Consider the following 18,056-nt stretch of genomic DNA (forward strand, 5'->3'; position numbering starts at 1 on the left):
ATGCAGCTGATCGCTGGCAGCAGCGATCAGCTGGAAGTAGTTGAAACACTCCTCCAATTGATAGTCCGCCCACATTGTTGATGTTGGGCGGTTTTTTTTATTGATTGGTGCTGGAACTGGCGCGGACGATGAGCTCGGTGGGTAAAAGCTGTGGTGTGACCGTTTTCTGATCAATGATGTGCAACAGGGAGTCAACTAACGCCGACCCCGCCGTTTGAATAGGCTGGCGGATCGTGGTTAATGGAGGGTGGAAATAACGCGCTAATTCAATGTCATCATAGCCAACGACGGCGACATCTTCTGGGACTTGCTTGTTTTGGTCGCGCAAAATATTGATGGCACTCATCGCGAGTAAATCGCTACAGCAGAAGATTCCATCATAAGTCACGTTTCTGGCTGCCAATTCTGCCATTGCAATTTGACCGCCATTTTCTAAAAAAGACGCTGGCACGACTAATTGCTCATCAAACGGAAGTTGATGCGCGGAGAGTGCTTGACGGTATCCTGCAAAACGGCTTGCTACTTCAGGTAACTTCACGTCCCCAAAGAAAGCGATTTTTTTTCTGCCGTTGTTGATCAAATGTTCTGTCGCGAGAAAACCGCCCGTCACGTTATCACTACCAATCGTCACGTACATTTGACGTTCTAATTGCGCCCCCCAGACAACGATTGGCACACCGCGCGCCGTAATTTTATTGAGCTGATCGTGATGTCGCCATTGACCAATCAAGATGACGCCGATAGCGCGACCCGTATCAAAGGGGAGGGAGATGGAGTCTAATTGTTCAGAGTCAACCCGTGATAACAACATATCAAAACCACGGTCAGTTAATGCGTCTGCCAAGCTACCCAAAATGGAGAGGAAAAAGGGATCAGACAGATGCTGGCGAGTTGTTGTGTCATAAGGAACAACCACAGCAACAGTACGGTTTTGTTTTAATCGTAAATTTTGAGCGCCAATATTGATCGTGTAATTGAGCGAACGTGCCAGATCGGCGATTCTATTTCGCGTTTCTTCATTGACGAGCTTGCTGCCGCTTAAGGCACGAGAAACAGTCGATGTGGATACGCCCGCTAAACGTGCGATGTCTGCCATCTGAAGCCGGCGCTGATCGGCTGTTGAGTCTGTTGGTGCGGCTTTGCGATTCAATCAAATCCCCTTTTGTTTCCCGAATGGTTCCACTGTGTTCAAGGTTGTAGGTGCAAACCCACAAGCAATACAATGAATGAGATTGTAAGCTGAAAATCCTCAAAATTTGCCGTTAGTATCGAAAGCTTTCTCGTCTGACTTTAATTCCCTTTGAATTAGGAAAACTGATCGGAAAATTGACGTCAAACATTGCTTCTTTTATAACTTTAAAATGATGATTTTCATCCGTTGTTGCATGAGATGTATGGTGGAAAAAGAGGGTTGGCAGAACAAAACGATCTTAAGCTCGACATGCAAATCACGATGGCAACGTCAATTATCTAAATCATTTGGCATTTTGCTTGGAGAGCAATGAAGGTGTGATTTGTTGTAATTGTGAATAAGTTACGTCGCTCGTCACAATGGAGTCATAAAAAAAAATTATCGTTTGGTTTCGCTCATGATTGACCTCCACCGTACCGTAGGAATGCTTGTGGAGGTCTCATGACGACATCTGATCGTTTTTCAGATAACTACTTACTTCGACTGACTATGACTCAACCAGAAAATCGCAACTTTCACCGCGTACAGTTTTTTCGTTTGTCCAAAGAGCAGGGCTTTATACCTGTCTGGGTATTTAACCGAGATGAAGATGAACATTCTGTCTCAGCCCTTGTCGTTGATATGAGTGAGAGCGGGATGCAAGTATTAACTTCCTTTGAAGAAAAAATCACGCATTCCCGGTATCAATTGCGTATGTTGGACGAGGATGAGGTTCACATGGATTTACCGTTAATCCAATTAACGCATGTGTGGTCTGCACCGGAGAGTGGTATGCATATCCGTTCGGGGTTTTCTTTTCAGGAAATTGACCGAGATACGGTGGGTCTTTTGATTGACCGCATGAAATCGAGGGATTTGCATTATTTTCGATGTGCGCTCACGCCGGTCGATGCCGTAACACTATCCTAAATCAACGATGTTACGTGGTGGAGGATACGTCGTTGAAGAACGCATCCTCCTGATGGACCTCTATCGCTGCCATTATGTGCTGATGTGGTTTGGATTCAATGTTTCAGCATGTCGATACATCATCGGGATCTTGTTTTTGCTGACTAACACCATCGCAAAACTTCCTGCCGCCAAGAGAATCCAGTTGAGTGCTGGGCTGTGCAAGCTTTGGGCTAGGTCGAATAAAACGCCACCGGCCAAGCTACCAATCATGTTTCCCATACTTTGATAAATCATTTGCTTGGACATGAGTTGACCGGTATCGGCGTTGACTTTTTCAGCAAACCGCGCTGTCAATACGTCGAGTGAGGGTCCATAGAATACTTGGCCAAATGATAGGAGCACGGCGGAGGCAATCACTGCAGCGCCAGCGTTTCCGAAAAAAATCATGATAATAAAACTGAGAAACAAGCACAGGTAGCCAATTTGTAGAAAACGGAAATGATGATCTGTTCGTACTGCGCGTTTTGAAATGGGAATCTGGAAAAAGATAATGACCAGCGCAGCAATCCAGAAGGGTGTTGAAACGGGAACGCTCGGCGTGTATTTCGGAATATGCAAACTAAAACTAATCATGGGCTGTACGGCGAAACACCAGAAGAGCGCGTTCGACAAATAGAATAAACCTGGTAAGCCCTGCTGGCTTGACCTTGCGTGGGATTCAGGTTGGATGATTTTGCTTGACGGTATATGACTGTTTTCTGATGCCGGATACTGCCGTTGCTGTTGCGCCAGATACGCCGATTCATTATCTGTAATGGCGCGCATCGCCACCCACATAAACAATGCGTAGGCGATAAAAGTAATGAGTACGATCAAAAAAACCAGCTTCAAACTCTCTTCTGGTACCCAGCTTGCCATCAAGTATCCCCCGACTAAGCCCATCCGAATGGCAAATGCTAAGCGGCTAAATAACGAAGACTGATCAAGTTCTCGGAGCTTTAAGAGATAGTTTTTGAGCCCAGGAAAAGAGAGGCCACTGCCTAATCCCGCCAATAAAGCAAAAGCCGCCAGCGCCCAAGCATGGTCTAGAAACGCCATACAGTACAGGGCGACACCCTCGAGCAAAATATTACCTGATACAGCCATAGGATGATTGGCGGCTTTTGGAAACTGGCTTCCTAGGTAAGAGTCCACGACGCGTCCGAGATTGAGTCCAAACAAAATGGATGCGGCCCAGAAGCCAGAAAAGTGTTTTCCTGTCTCAGAGACGATCAGCGGCGTATAGAGTGCCACGCCGCCAGAAGCGATCGCCACCCCAACGTAAATGAGGTACGAATTCAATTGAGGGTTAAATTTTTTATTTTTCATAAAGCGACAGTGAGGCGTGTGCATCTGCAAACATGATCCGCTACTGCAAATCACACACCAACGGTCTGTGCGTTGCCAAGAGTGGGGCAGTGGCACAGTGACCTAGTAAGCCTATAGGGGCTGATGTTGACGAACGGAGAGATGGATTGTACCGCGGAGTCTCCTTGAGATATCGACATCATCGTAAATAATCGGTGGATCTATTTCCTGCAAGATGACCGTGAAAAGCGGTGTTATTGTCACCTGCCATTATGATTGATTGACAGCATCACAGCCTGTTAATCGGTACGAAATAGTTCATTTTTCTAAAAAAGTATCGTAAAACTATTCTTTTTGTTCCAGTTTCTGGCACTTCTTTGATTTTAATGGGCAAGGGAGCTTCCGGCTGCGAGACTGTGTCTGCACTTCAGGAATAAGCCTCTCATCACAGTGTCATCGCAATGATGTGCACTATGGCCAAGAGGTCCTTCCGATGGAGTTGCGCTACACAAGTCATGTGTAGTCTGTTTTGAATACACATTGAGAAAAGGAAGAAACCATGTTGAAAAATAAATTAGTGATCGCTTTGCTTGCAACAGCTGGTTTGATGCTGAGTGCCGCTGCTTCTGCCCAAGTTTATGTTGGTGGTACGCTCGGTAAAGCGCAATGGAGTGATAACTGCTCTGGATTAAGTAGCTGTGACACCAATACCAGCACGTATAAATTATTCAGTGGCTACAACATCAATGACAAATTTTCTGTTGAAGGAAGTTACTATTCCTTGGGCACAATCAACGCGAGCGGCAACGTCGCTGGTACACAAACGTCGGCTAGTTTGAAGGGTACTGGTTTTGAATTGGCTGGTATCTACAATCAGGCATTTACCGATAAGCTGAGCGGCTTCGCGAAAGCCGGTCTGACACGTGTCAAAGTAGAGAATAACTTTGTTGCACAAAATGTGAGCGGTAGCGATAGTCAGAGTTCCACTGCACCCGTGTTTGGTGTAGGTCTCGATTATAAGCTGACGAGCCAGCTCGCCCTGCGCGGAGAAATCGAGACACGTAAGGTGAAATATGACGGTGAAAAAGAAGCCGTGAACAATATCTCCGTTGGCCTGAAATACAATTTCTGACATTCTTTCTGAATGACTTGTTCTTCAAGTTATTCGATTCGTAGTACCACCTCCCCTGAAAGACTTGCCGGTATTTTTTGTTCATGACAAAACATACCGGCTTTTTTTTATTGGTCTGTAATCGGCATGTTGTGCTGAAGCGTTAACGATGTAGATGAAGTGTTTTTGGGCGAGATGTTGAAAGTGTGTTACAAGTAGTAACGACTGAAACATTATCAGCCCCCCATCGACACATCATTCGAGCGTCGTATCGATCACAATGCCGTTTTTTAGATTTCAAAGGATCCACATCATGTCCGATAACCAAGAGAGTAAGCGTATTCATCCCCTTGTTGCGGGCGCAGCCGTTTCTGTTATTGTTGCGAGCCTCGTTGGCGTTGCTGCAATGACTGGCTTGTTACCTAGTTCTCAAAGTGCTGCGAAGACAGAGGCAGTCGCTGCCTCATCCGCTAGTATGACCGGCGCAATGGCGATTCCAGCCAGTATGCCGATGACCACCAATGCGTCACCTCAGCAGCAAGCTGTGGCTAACGGTGGAGCGAATGGCGTGACGACGATGGCGCAGAATACAGCACCGACGATCACGCCATCGTCTCCTACTTCTGAACGTCAAGCCGCTAAAATTTGCCAGACTTGTGGTGTCGTTGAGTCTATTCGTGCTATTGAGCAAGAAGAGGCGCATGGCAGTGGCCTTGGTGCTGTTGCAGGTGCCGTGCTGGGCGGCGTGCTTGGAAATCAGGTTGGCAATGGTAACGGTCGTACCTTGGCGACGGTGGCAGGTGCAGTTGGTGGTGGCTTCGCGGGCAATACCGTAGAGAAGCGCACGCACACAACGACAGTGTATGAAGTCAAAGTGAAATTGGACAATGGCCATTACAAGACATTCAGCTCGTCAACACAACCTGCCTATCATGAAGGTGATCGTGTCCGCGTCAGCCACGGCAGTGTTGTAGTGGATTAGGCTTTCAGGTATTTTCCCGTTATTCAGGTCGTCGAAATGCGTTCTCTATCCACGTGAGCGCATTGTTGCGATTGAGTTTGTAATGTGGACTAACTTTGACCTGCGCGATCTGTTCCCCGGCGGCATCTTCCGCAATCAGATACGCGTAGGGATCGTCCTCGTCAGGGATGATCTTCAGTAAAATTTTGTAGTCGGCGTCATCTGTACTGACCATCAAACTTTTATTTAATTGTGCATGTAATTGTTGTTCGTGCCGACGTATGACTTCAGACGCGGTTTTAATCAACGTATTAAATGCATTGACGTCCAAGGGCTTGGGATTTTTTTTGTCCCGTCCCATCGTCCAAGGCCCGACCAGTGCTGGTTCTGGCTCTCCCTCTTTGAACATCGCGACCGCCCATCCTTCATCGTCATCATTTTTGATGACGCGGGCGGTCCAGCCTTTGTCTTTCCAGAGCCGAGGTTCATGAATTGCTTCATGCTCAGGCGGTGAGGATGCGTCGAGGTGATTGTCATTGTCGCTGGAGGAAACGTCTGGGGCGACATCGTTATTACGTGGTGGTGAATGCTGCAAAACAAGCCTTGGTGAGAGATAAACAGCCTACATCGTACACTGTCGATGCGTTGAAAGGGCGAGTCCTGCCATGAATTGGCAGCGCTATTGTTGTAGTTAAAAATCCGGCACGTTGATCAGATATATGAGTGACGTGCCGGATGAGTACAAAGCAGAGTTATGCTTTTTCTGGAATACGGGCTAACACGGCCAGTAAGAGAGTCCAGTATTGACCCACGGTGGTGATATTGACCATTTCATCTGGACCATGGGGGAATCGAATTGTAGGACCAATCGACACCATATCCAAGTGAGGATAGTGTTTCTTAAAGAGACCACATTCCAGACCCGCATGAATCACCATGATTTCGGGTGCTTTGTGATAGATGCTCTCATAGGTGGCCTTGACGATTGCCATGACAGGAGAGCTGGTATCTGGTTTCCATCCTGGGTAGCAACCAGAGAGCGTCAGTTGAGCGCCTGCTAGATCGCTTAATGATTGCAGCGTGCTTTCAATTTGCTCGCGACCACTGTCGATCAATGAGCGAATGAGGCACAACACACTCACGCTCTCTGGTCTGGTCGTCACCACACCGACATTCAATGAGCTTTCTGTCACGCCAACGATGTCATCACTCATGCGAATGACGCCATTGGGACAGGCGTTGAGTAAATGGATGAGTTGTTTTTGCGCGCCGCTTGTCATGACCTGTGAAGCACTGACCGCCTCGTTGATGCTCAATCTGAGTGCGGGCTCAGTGGCGGCGAGTTCTGCTTGCAGAATGCCTTGATATTGATTGACCCGTTGATTCAATAACTCAACTTGCTCTGCTGGAATCGTGAACGTGCATTGTGCCTCACGCGGGATGGCGTTTCGCAGAGAGCCGCCTTTGAAGTCGCTCAGTGTAAGTTGCAATTCGGCGGCGTGGCCTGCGAGGAAGCGCGCGAGGAGCTTATTCGCGTTGCCGCGACCAAGATGGATATTCACGCCAGAGTGACCACCTTTAAGGCCAGCGATGCTTAATGTGATGGTCTTGTGTTGCTGGTTGGCAGCTTGCCATGCCAGGGGTAAGACCATTTCAGCATCAACACCACCGGCGCAACCCATGTAGATTTCACCTTCTTGTTCCGAATCTGTATTGATGAGGATGTCGGCATTGAGCATACCGGCTTGTAAGCCAAAAGCTCCCGTCATTCCTGCCTCTTCATCGACGGTCAGTAAGACTTCCAATGGGCCATGTTGGATATCGTCTGCGCCGAGAATCGCGAGTGCAGACGCCATACCAATTCCGTTATCGGATCCCAGCGTGGTGCCAGTTGCTTTGACCCAGTCGCCATCAATCCACGGTTGGATCGGATCGGTGGCAAAGTCGTGGACTTTGTCCGCATTTTTTTGCGGAACCATGTCCAAATGGGCTTGGATGACGACGGTTTTCCGATTCTCCATGCCCGGTGTTGCTGGTTTGCGCAAAATCAGATTGCCAACATGATCAACAACAACGGGCAAGTTGCGTTCCTTTGCCCATTGTTGAATAAACGCACTGAGTGCGGCCTCATGGCCCGAAGGATGAGGAATGGCGCAAATTTGTTCAAACCATTGCCACAAAGGGCGTGGGAAAAGCTGGCTAATTTCGGTAGTTGTTGTCATTTTTTTAAAAAACTCACATTCGGTAAAGCAAGACAAACCATGTCTGAAGCTGAACCCGCAAGTTTATCATAGTGAGAATCAGCGCCCAGGTAATCCGAAAGGGATGGCCAACGCAACGTTGGCTACCGTCGAGTTGAATTCCCCTTTGAGTGAATGAATCCGCCCGACGCCAACACGCAATGCTAAGTGCTTGCTCAGTGCGACGTTCGCATAGGGAATAGCCTGTACGACAGCGCCACCTTGGCTATCAACGCCGCCACCACCCGCTGCGCCCACCAATCCCTCGATACCAAACGAAACACCCTGTGTGATTTGAGGAGAGCGCAGTCCGACACCCACCAGACCAATCGAAAAACCACCTGCGTTTCCTTTGAGCGCGCTGTGAGCTTGTCCTGACAAGTACACTGCATCGGAGATATCTCGGTTCATGACGAAACCGATGGTTTGCAAGCTTTGTGGTGCGCTTAGCTTGCGTGCGGCTTTCAGATAATCTGCCCCATCCAGCGCCCACTCCGCATCATGGATTGAGCGAATATCGCTACCTGAGGAAGAACGATTAGCGCTATCGAGTTGCAAGCCGACTTGGACCAGCTCATAACGTGTTTTGAAATTGCCGTTCGGCGAATCAGCCATGCCAGCCTCTAAGCCAACAAAAATCTGTTTCGTTACCTGCCAATGGGCGTACAAGCCACCCTTCACCAGCGCTCCACCACCGACATCAATTTTTCCGCCACCACCGGTACCGAGTGCTGCAACAGCGCCGACCTTCAGTTTGTCTGACATGACCGGATATTCAACGCCCATGGCGCCGAGCACTTCAGCATAGCCATCGGATCCGCCGTGCGCGAAGGCACCAGCTTCCAATCCCCAGAAGACGTTTTCATTGAGGAACTGATCAGCGCGGAACCCGGTATAACCGATATTGCCGGGCACGGTGCCGTCAAGCTTGATGGCACCAGCGCGTGCCTTGTAGCTACCGACATTGAGCATGATACGGTCAAAGCCAAGGCCGCCGCGCTGTGTACTCAAGAGCGAATTGCCCCCAAGCCCAGGTTGGGTAAAGGTGAAGTCTTCGTCAAAACTAGCGACCAAGCCGACTTGATTGCTGCTGATATGTCCATTGGGGAAGCGCACTTCAGCAACAGATAAACCAAATGCCGACCCTTTGGTGTGCCACATCAAATCAACGTGCGGCCGGACCATCAACCCTCCACCGACGCCAGCACTACCGCCACCGCCGCCGCCAACAAATATGCCAGGCTCCAGTGTGAGAGAGGCTGCTACTGGTTTGCGCCATGTCGCTTCAATACCGCCAACGAAAAGACCGCCACGCTTACCACTGACTGAACCATAGACGCCTGGACCCACGAAGACGTCAGGACTGACTTCCATCAAGTAATTACCGCCCAAGAGACCCATCTTCTCATCGCTAGGCATTTTGACTGACTCGAGGCTAAATTTGATCATCGAAGGCATTGTTTCCTGCACATTACTCAATGGTGCCTTGTTCGTGCCAGCGTCCATCTGGACAGACTGTGCGAGCGCAAATACGGGAGCGAGTGCAAGACTCAAGAGTGATAATTTAGTTTTTAACATAGTGATTTTTTGAATGATTTCCGAATGATTCTCTGAGTGATGGTCCAGCGTATTTCGACTCTACTTGTGTTAAGGGTATCGCAAGAAGACATGTTCTTGTGAAAAACGTTCGTTATTGTGCCAGTAAATGGCGTCACACACCTTATTTGAGCTCGAAAGGCGCCCTTATATCGAGCGTCATTCGAGCGCGTAACGCGCATATGACAAACGTGTGACGAACAACCGAGAAATGATGTTTGTTGACGGGATGTTGATATTAAAAAAATGTTAATTTGTTATTTTGAAATGATTATAATCTCTCCCATCTGACTCAACTTGATATCAGACTTGATCGCAGTGATTTTTATTGTTTCTCATAACGAACATTTAATGTAAGAAGACGCATCATGACCTTTCATTTGCAGCAGAGCTCCTTCCCTCTCCACTACTTCAAGCGATCACTTTCACGTCTCGCTTGCGGGGTAGCCTTCACATTCGTCGTTTTCTTCATGTTAATGAACATCGTTAGGGCGCAGGAGATCATAACTTCATCGACGACATCCACCGCTACAGGCGCTTCCGCTGTTGCTGAGACGGAATCGACGAATGTTATCGGTAATGATGTTCCTAAAGTCAATAACATCAAATTCGACATAAAAAAGACGTGTTCGGTACCAAACTATCCCGATGCTGCTTTGCGATTTGGTCTACATGGCGATACATTATTAAAATTAAACATCGATAACGCCGGCAAGATCGATTCGTTTGAATTACTCAGAAGTAGCGGCTGGAAGCTACTTGATATGACGATCATGCAAGCGATTATTGGCTGCCAGGTTCTTCCGGCTGGAAACTGGATTCCAAGCTCAAGACTCGTTCGCTACAAATGGCATTTTGAAACTCGCAACTTTATTCCTGGAGAGGTTATTAGCCAAAGCTGTCTCGCGTCGGATGTGCTTAAAGTTGCCGATTCGAAGGATCGCGGTCTGGGTATCGTTGTTGGTGTTTCTGTGTCAGAGACGGGTAAAGTACTCGAATCGAAAGTGCAATGGAGTAGCGACAGCGAGACACTTGATGCGGAAGCTGTACGTATCGCTTCGTCATGCACATTCGCCCCGGCAGAAAGAAGCGGTCGTCGTATCGCTAGTGCGGAGTCGATCCGGTTTCTTAAAAAGTAGCCGAGGCGACGACGTGAGAAATGGTGCTGCTTTTCTCTCATGCGCTGTACATATTGAATCGGGAAGTGGGACTTATTGTTGCAGTGATGCATTTGATAGAAAGTCGCCGATATGGATGATTTAAAACAAACTCTGTTAAATGCCATCGCGACGATTGATCAGTTAGAAATAAGGCCGTCAGTTGTTGCGGGGGGAGTGGAACTTTTTTGCCGCAATAAATCGATTGGTCATTTTCATAGTGATCATGAACTGGACTTAAAACTAAGCAAAAAAGTGATACAGACGCAGGGTCTGCAACACTCTCCACATTCTTTATTTCACCCCAAGCGAACAACGAATTCGCCTTGGATAGAAATTCGTTTCTTTCACCAAGATGATATTGAACGCGTTGTTACGCTCATAAAAATAGCGATGTCGTTGTCTTGATTGAATGGGATCGTACAGGTTAAGCACGCCTTCTCATTCCTCAGATTTTTCGATTTTATTACTCCTCGCTTAAAGTAAATCACCTCGACAGCCCATGGGGTCGACGGCCTCTATCGCTAATCATAGCGATGCTCTGCACACGCGAAAAGAGATATTGTGAATAAATAAATTTTGTTTGCTTTTTTCAACGTAGCGCTCGCATATTTGGCGATAAGTCGCTCGAACAATGGTTCGCGGCGTGACTCTATTTGTTCAAAACTGTGGTGCTGCGACGAGATAAAGTATGCCTCTTTTATTTATATGATGAGACGTTACGTATTCATTTTTATTGGATGACTTTTTGAGTTCATATGACGGTAACGTCGTTCACCACTTTGGTTAGGTGTTGCAATGAATTGTATTTATCGGACCATTTGGAGTGAGAGAACTGGCACTTTTGTTGCTGTTGCGGAGACGACTACCGCGAAAGGGAAGCGAACAGGTAGTGTTTCTCAAAGCGTAGCTTTTGTCTTTGTAAGCCTGCTCACTTTATATCAAGTAAATGCCATGGCTGGTGCAATAGCGGGGATTGCTGGCACTCCTGTCAAAGCAGCTGTCAGCATGTCATCTCTCCCATCAATTGCACCGACAGCACTTCCTGATGGGGCTAATATCGTTGCCGGCAATATTACGTTGTCACGATCGAATACACCGAATTCTGCGCAACTGAACATCAATCAAAGTAGCGACAATGCCATCATCAACTGGCGTAGTTTTAATGTGGGTAGTGCCGCTACGGTTAACTTCAATCAGTCGAGTAGCAAGGCAGTCACACTTAATCGTATTCAGAGCGCAGATGTAAGCCAGATCTTCGGAAAAATCAATGCACCAGGACAGGTATTTATTATCAATGCCAACGGCATCTTGTTTGGTCGAACGTCCCAGATCAATGTAGGTGGACTTGTTGCGACAACTCACCAGTTGAGTGATGCGGATTTTTTGGCAGGTCAGAATTTTTTTCAGCGCAGTGGTGCAACTGGTGCTGTGGTCAATGAAGGAAACATCACTACAGCTATTGCCGGTTATGCAGCACTGCTTGCACCAGAGGTACGTAATGATGGCATTATCCTCGCCAAGCAAGGTACAGTCGCGCTGGCTTCAGGTGAGGCAATCACGCTTCAATTTGAGGGACATCATTTCATCGGGTTAACCGTAACGCCGTCTACCATCCAAAGCCTAGTCAATAATAGCCGTGCCGTATTAGCACCAGGTGGTTTGATTATCTTGAGTGCACAAGCGATCAACCAATTGATCTCGGGCGAGATTCACAATTCAGGCACCCTCAGTGCGACGGGTGCGCATCTCGTCAATGGACGTATTGTTTTACAGGCTTCCGCAAAAATTGATTTCAGTGGCGACAGTAATGTTGATGTCAGCAACGTGAGCGGGCAGGGTGGTTCTATTCGCATTGAAGCCCAGCAGATCAATGCAAGCGATACGTCAACTTTTGATGCTTCCGGAGCCAGCGGAGGAAGTGTCTCCTTTCAAGCCAATGTTCATTCGACAAATTTAACTGAGTCAACGCAATCGACATTGCCATCGATTACCTTGGGGGAAAAAACATCGATTAACGCCAGCGCGGATCAAGCAGGTAATGCCGGTGGTCAGGTTACCGTTGTTGCGGATAACGGCGATATTCATGTGCACGGTCGTATTGAAGCGAATGATGCAGGCACTGTTGCTCATAATGGAGAAATAGTCATTGGACGCGATGTCGCAACGGGCGTTCTTGCTGCAACGTCTGATGTGAGTGGAGCGAATCTTTCCGCTGCTGGCGGATTGGTGGAAACATCAGGAGCATTTCTTAAAAGCGATAGTGCAGTTGTCCGTGGTAAAACGTGGTTGCTTGATCCAAACAATGTCGAGATTCTCGCAACGAGTTCATCAACACCGTATATCGCAGGTGACTCGGTTGTTGCTGCTAATCAGATTGCCTCGGCGTTAGGGAATGGCACGAGCGTCACCATTTCAACAGGTGCAGTTGGTACAACGAATGCGAGTGTCTCGACGAGTCCAACCGCAGGCCAAGTGACTATGACTGGTACCGGAAGTCAATCCTCCGGTAATATTTTAGTTGCCAGCCCGATCTCTGTCACCGCTGCGAGTGGCGTAAGTTGGGCAGCCTCTGCGGCACCAACGCTAACTTTAACGGCAAATAACGGCATCAGTATTTACGCGCCGATCTCGGCGTCGGGCACTTTCGCCAATGGAACGACCTATGCGAATAATCCGACCTCGATTAATGTGTCGATGAACGCAAGTGGTGCGAATGCTGATATGTATGGTGGGATCACACTGAATAATACCGGTACTCCTATCACCAGTTTGTGGGGGACTCCGATCAGTGCTATAACGCAAGCAGGATCCATTTCTACCAACGGTGGTATCGTTAATTTGACTGGCTTGGGTGGCTCGGGTAGCGGGACTTTTGGCGTACAGCTTATCGGCGTGAGCGGAACACCATTGATCACTTCTGATCAAATAACAATCAGCGGTACATCCTTAGTGAACGGTGTCGTTTTAAACGGTGGTCTGACGACAACAAATCTTAATAGTAGAAACTTGACTAGCACCGTGACAGGTGTCATTCCAGCGACGAGTATGAGTTGCGGACCTAGTTGTGCCGGCCTTTCAATTGGTGCAAACAGTACGGTGAGTGCGGTAATTGGCACTAAGCTCGCACTCATTGGCAATTCGAATTTAATTGGTGTAGGTCATGACACATTTGGAACGACTGGCCTGTCACTCAGTGCAGGATCCACATTGACGACGACAGGGGATGTATCGCTATCTGGATTTAGTGGTACCTATCGTGCGATTAATTTGTTGGGAGCAGTCAATGAGAGTGCCAATAGTTCCCTCGCCATCAATGGAACACAAATGTCTAATGTGTCTGTATATGGGGACATTTATGGTGTCTACATTGGCGGAGGATTAACCGCTGGCACAAATAGTACGTTGAATATCGTTGGCAATACGTCGGCTGGTAACGGCGGTAACGGGGTAGTGATTGCGAGTGCATTGACTGGTGCATCTGGTGCATTGTCTATCACGGGTAGCTCGTCAGGAAACGCAGGGATCACGACTGTTTCGCCGATATCTGGTTGGGGCAACACGTCGCTGATTGGTACATCATATTCTCCCACCTCGCCGAGTATTTCGATTGGTGCCAATATCAATGTCGGCACCAATAATCTTTTTATCCACTCAAATGGCGCTTATTTTGGACAAATTAGTCAAACTGCAGGCACGTTAGTTGGTGGCAATATTAGTATTGATAATTCTGGGGGAGTAATCAATAGCTTAACGGGTGCGATTACTCCCGGCAGTGCAATAGGATCAGCATCGTTTACCTCAGGCATCGCGTTGACGGGCTCCGGTGTCATTGCGTCAGGCAATATTCATATTTTTGGACAAACTGCTGCTGGGACGAGTGGTACAGGCAATGCCGTGCAGATTGGGTCCGCATCAGCGAGCACGCTATTATCTGGCGCGTCAATTAACATCAATGGAAATATTGGTTCAGGTAATGGTAATAATGGTGTCTTAACCAATGGCGCTATCATTGGAACTGCGCCAGCGAGTACGGCATTCAGTCCCGGCGTTACTGGTTTATACAGTGGTGTTAATCCTTTGTCTTTCTTCACACTCGCTAATAATGGAACGATCATTAAGAACGCAAACGGTACAAATGCGTCAACGGCGACAGCGAACGTTGCGCGTACGGATATCGTTAACTGGACGACCAATAACTACGTATATGCCGTAAATCGTCTTGAAACAAATGGTACCTATACCGTCTACATGGTCGAAGTGGCCTACAACTCTACTGCTTCTGGTAGCGCCTATGCAGTAAGTGCAGCTCCGATTGCGGCACGGATATTAAGTGGACAAGTCAGTCCGGCGACAAATGCGAATGTGCTGACAAGTTACTGGGCAGCCGCCGCATCCGCCACGAACAATGGAACTGCGGTCGTTGGGCCAAGTGGACTTGGTATTTTAAGTTACATCACGAATGCAACAATATTTAGTGCAGCTGGTGGAGGTGGCTCGACGTTTGTTAATAGCTCTGCTGTACCTACGGGTAGTTCGGTTGATCAGACGGCCATTGCCATTGCGGGCAAGTCGACAATAACCTCGCTATTGCTTTCATCAACGGGTAACGTATTTATTGAGACGAATAGAGGCGGCATTACGCTCACTGATACGGCTCCAGTTACCGTGACGTCGATAAAGGGTGGCAATGTTAGTATCGACAATACCGATGGTTCCATTAATCCAACTACCGGTGCAATAACGATTGGAAGTGGGACAGGAAGTTTGGGTGTGGTGTCAGGTATCGCGCTAAATGGCGGCAGCATTTCCGCTGCGGGTAACGTGAATCTCGCTGGGATAACGAGTTCGGGATCTTCAGGTGTAAGCGGTGTATTGTTGAATAGCGCGCTCAATAGTACTGGTCCTGCGGTCAATATCGTCGGCTCTTCGTTGGTGAGCTCGGTCACGAATGGCGTACTTATTTCGCAGCCAGTCACCGATAGCCTAGCCAATAGTACGATGACGATCACTGGAATATCTAGCCTAATTTCGAGTGCAGCTTACGCAGTAACGGTCGGTGCAAACGTAGGTTCAACGGTGAGTGCTAATAACGTAGTGATTCAATCGACCAATGGTGGTCAGATTACCCAAACTGCAGGCACCATTGCTGGTAATTATGTCAGCATCGATAATACGGGTGGGTCCATATCCGGCGGTGTTATTGCGGCTCCCAATAGGATAACTCCCCTTTCAATGACAGAGGGTGCTGGTCTGACCTTGATCGGAACAGGGATAACCGCGACTTCTGGTGTTAATCTATTTGGGAATTCGATTAATGGATCCGGCGTCAAAATACAAGAAGGAATCACTTCAGGCGGCTACCTATCCGTAGCGGGTAATTCTGCTGGAGTTTCAACACAAGGTGTTTTCATCGCGAATGCATTGAGTAACAATGGCGCGCTTTCTATCATCGGCAATAACACCAATAATAGCACTAGCAATACGGGTAATGGCGTTGAGATAAACGCAGCGATTACCGATACCAGTGCCAATAGCATCGTTGCCATCCAAGGGAGTTCCATGGGTGGTTCCTCAGCAGGGGCTGGAGGGGCGATTTTTCTTGGTGCCAACATCGCGGCGGGTACCAATAACGTTACGCTACAGTCGACAAACGGCAGTAGTATTTATCAGCAATCCGGTGGTATCAGCGGTAAAAACGTGAGTATTGATAATACGAACGGCTCGATTAATGCGACGACAGGCATGATCACCAACGGTACTGCGGCAACCCGCAGTACTTCTGCATTCCATGGTGTAAGTCTCATTGGTTCAGGTGTCACAGCGAGCGGAAATATTAATATTAGCGGTGCGACCAGTGCCGGCAACTTTGCTGGAATCAACCTGTCGACGTCACTGATATCCAGCGGTGGCAATATCACGCTTAATGGTAGCAGCACGCAGATTTTAGGCAACAACACGGGCAGTGGTGTCACGATGACTTCAACTGCATCAGTGACTGATACATGGTCGACTCCAAGTACCATCAGTATTCTTGGACGCACGTTAGGATCTGGTCCGTCTGTGAGCAATGCCGCTCCCATCATTGCACAGGCAGCAGGTTCATCAATTAACGTGACGGCAACAGGTAATGGTGGAATAACTGGCTCAGGCATAATTGGTTCTGCCACCTACAACAAATCCAATGTGACGTTTTCCCAGACCGCAAACAGCACCTATGACGGGGCGATCAATGCAAGTAACCTCACAATGACGGCTGGTGGGTCTTTGATACTTGATTCGTGGGTGTTCACAACGCCTGCCAATACGATAGTGTCGAATGCGTACACTGTTCAGGGGGGATCCACGTTACAACTCAATCCTAACGCCAATTACCTTGCGATTGGTCCTGCGAATGTCAACGTCAACAACGCTTCGACTTTTTCACTGAGTTCGATAGGTAACGGATTTTGGGTGAATACTAACTTTAATTTTACCGGCAATGGTGGCGGAGGGACCATTAATTTTAATGGCAACCCAGTCGGTCAAGGAAATAATATTTTTTCTACCAGTGGCGGTGCAACCGATACGATTCGGGGACTTTGGAACGCTAACAATGCTGGTCTAGTCATGAATTTAGCTCCGGCAACCAGTGGCACACAGCTCTTAAACGGGAGTTATTCAGCACTCAGTATTTTGTCAGGAGCGACGAACGGAACGAGTATTACGAATGCGAGCGTGATCGATGTGAATGGTGGCGGTAGTTTGCTAATGAGGTCAGCGATTAGCGCAGGTCAATCAAGTAACTTAAGAATTAATGCAGGCTATGTCCAGATTGGTGATGGAACGCTTGGCGTTTTAAGCCCTGGTGAGTCGCTCGGGATTGCGACTGTCAATATTGCATCGGGAGCGACATTGGCGTTTAATCGTCCCAATTCTTTTACAAATAATTCAGTTTTTACCGGTAGTGGGAATTTAATGCAGTCGGGCGTTGGAATTATGACACTCACCGGCGCAAGTAATACATTTGCCGGCATAACGACAATCGGTTCGGGATCATCACTCAATATAGGGACGGGAGGATCCTTGGGTGCTGCGGGTAGTGCACTCCTTCTTTCATCCACCGCGTCGACATTAAACCTTATTGAAACTTCAGGCGTTTCCGTTGTTGGTAGTGATATCAGTGGCCCCGGTAGAGTGATCCAGAATGGTAATGGCGGTGTTGGTGTCTTGACTGGAAACAATTCCTATTTGGGCGCGACGACGATTGCCGCTGGCACACTTCAAATCGGAAATGGTGGGTTGACGGGAACACTCGGTACGGGGACAGTAACACTCATCAACGGTGCAAGTCTTAATTTTCTTCGGTCTATTGACACGACCATCAACAACGCCATTTCCGGAAATGGCAATGTCTCTGCCACCATCACAGGCAACCTGACTCTCAATACCCCGATTAATTTGACGACGGGCGGTAGCGTTAATTTCAGTGCTAGCGGCACATTGACGACGAACAATAGTATCGTCTCCGTTGCAGGCACCAGCCTAACAGGCACGAACGGCGTGGCGCTCAACAGCAATA

The 18,056-nt window shown here is 48.1% G+C and carries 11 protein-coding genes; 6 read left to right on the forward strand and 5 right to left on the reverse strand.

Annotated elements, in window-relative coordinates; translation table 11 throughout:
• Positions 1–97 precede the first annotated feature (97 nt).
• On the reverse strand, positions 98–1,150 hold the full coding sequence (locus ACO0K2_RS16405; RefSeq protein WP_423020771.1) for a LacI family DNA-binding transcriptional regulator: 1,053 nt from the start codon (positions 1,148–1,150) through the stop codon (positions 98–100).
• A gap of 483 nt (positions 1,151–1,633) precedes the next feature.
• On the opposite strand from ACO0K2_RS16405, the gene ACO0K2_RS16410 reads away from it, so the two are divergent.
• Positions 1,634–2,101, forward strand: coding sequence for a PilZ domain-containing protein (locus ACO0K2_RS16410; RefSeq protein ID WP_423020773.1), 468 nt, complete (start codon positions 1,634–1,636; stop codon positions 2,099–2,101).
• 72 nt (positions 2,102–2,173) lie between these two features.
• Here ACO0K2_RS16410 and ACO0K2_RS16415 read toward each other — a convergent pair whose 3' ends face one another.
• Entirely contained in the window at positions 2,174–3,451 is a 1,278-nt protein-coding gene (locus ACO0K2_RS16415; protein ID WP_423020775.1) for an MFS transporter, read from the reverse strand.
• Positions 3,452–3,989: 538 nt separating this feature from the next.
• On the opposite strand from ACO0K2_RS16415, the gene ACO0K2_RS16420 reads away from it, so the two are divergent.
• Together ACO0K2_RS16420 and ACO0K2_RS16425 are read left to right on the forward strand one after the other, a co-directional pair.
• Entirely contained in the window at positions 3,990–4,562 is a 573-nt protein-coding gene (locus tag ACO0K2_RS16420; protein WP_423020777.1) for an outer membrane beta-barrel protein, read from the forward strand.
• A gap of 292 nt (positions 4,563–4,854) precedes the next feature.
• Entirely contained in the window at positions 4,855–5,523 is a 669-nt protein-coding gene (locus ACO0K2_RS16425) for a glycine zipper 2TM domain-containing protein (RefSeq protein WP_423020779.1), read from the forward strand.
• A 19-nt stretch (positions 5,524–5,542) separates the two neighbouring features.
• On the opposite strand, the gene ACO0K2_RS16430 is transcribed toward ACO0K2_RS16425, so the two are convergent.
• The 3 genes from ACO0K2_RS16430 to ACO0K2_RS16440 form a co-directional block, all read right to left on the reverse strand.
• Entirely contained in the window at positions 5,543–5,995 is a 453-nt protein-coding gene (locus ACO0K2_RS16430; protein ID WP_423020801.1) for a hypothetical protein, read from the reverse strand.
• A gap of 259 nt (positions 5,996–6,254) precedes the next feature.
• A complete protein-coding gene (locus ACO0K2_RS16435; protein ID WP_423020781.1) occupies positions 6,255–7,724 on the reverse strand; it encodes an aminoacyl-histidine dipeptidase in 1,470 nt (489 codons plus the stop codon).
• A gap of 78 nt (positions 7,725–7,802) precedes the next feature.
• Positions 7,803–9,320, reverse strand: a complete 1,518-nt coding sequence (locus tag ACO0K2_RS16440; RefSeq protein ID WP_423020783.1) for a hypothetical protein — start codon at positions 9,318–9,320, stop codon at positions 7,803–7,805.
• A gap of 386 nt (positions 9,321–9,706) precedes the next feature.
• On the opposite strand from ACO0K2_RS16440, the gene ACO0K2_RS16445 reads away from it, so the two are divergent.
• From ACO0K2_RS16445 to ACO0K2_RS16455, 3 genes are all read left to right on the forward strand, one after another.
• A complete protein-coding gene (locus ACO0K2_RS16445) occupies positions 9,707–10,477 on the forward strand; it encodes a TonB family protein (RefSeq protein WP_423020785.1) in 771 nt (256 codons plus the stop codon).
• A gap of 111 nt (positions 10,478–10,588) precedes the next feature.
• Complete coding sequence (locus tag ACO0K2_RS16450; protein WP_423020787.1) at positions 10,589–10,903, forward strand: luciferase family protein; 315 nt, start codon at positions 10,589–10,591, stop codon at positions 10,901–10,903.
• A gap of 390 nt (positions 10,904–11,293) precedes the next feature.
• Positions 11,294–18,056: filamentous hemagglutinin N-terminal domain-containing protein (locus ACO0K2_RS16455; protein WP_423020789.1), on the forward strand; the 6,763-nt coding region annotated here is incomplete at its 3' end.

Origin of the sequence: Undibacterium sp. MH2W (assembly GCF_049340215.1) — a bacterium.
Lineage (GTDB): Bacteria > Pseudomonadota > Gammaproteobacteria > Burkholderiales > Burkholderiaceae_D > Undibacterium.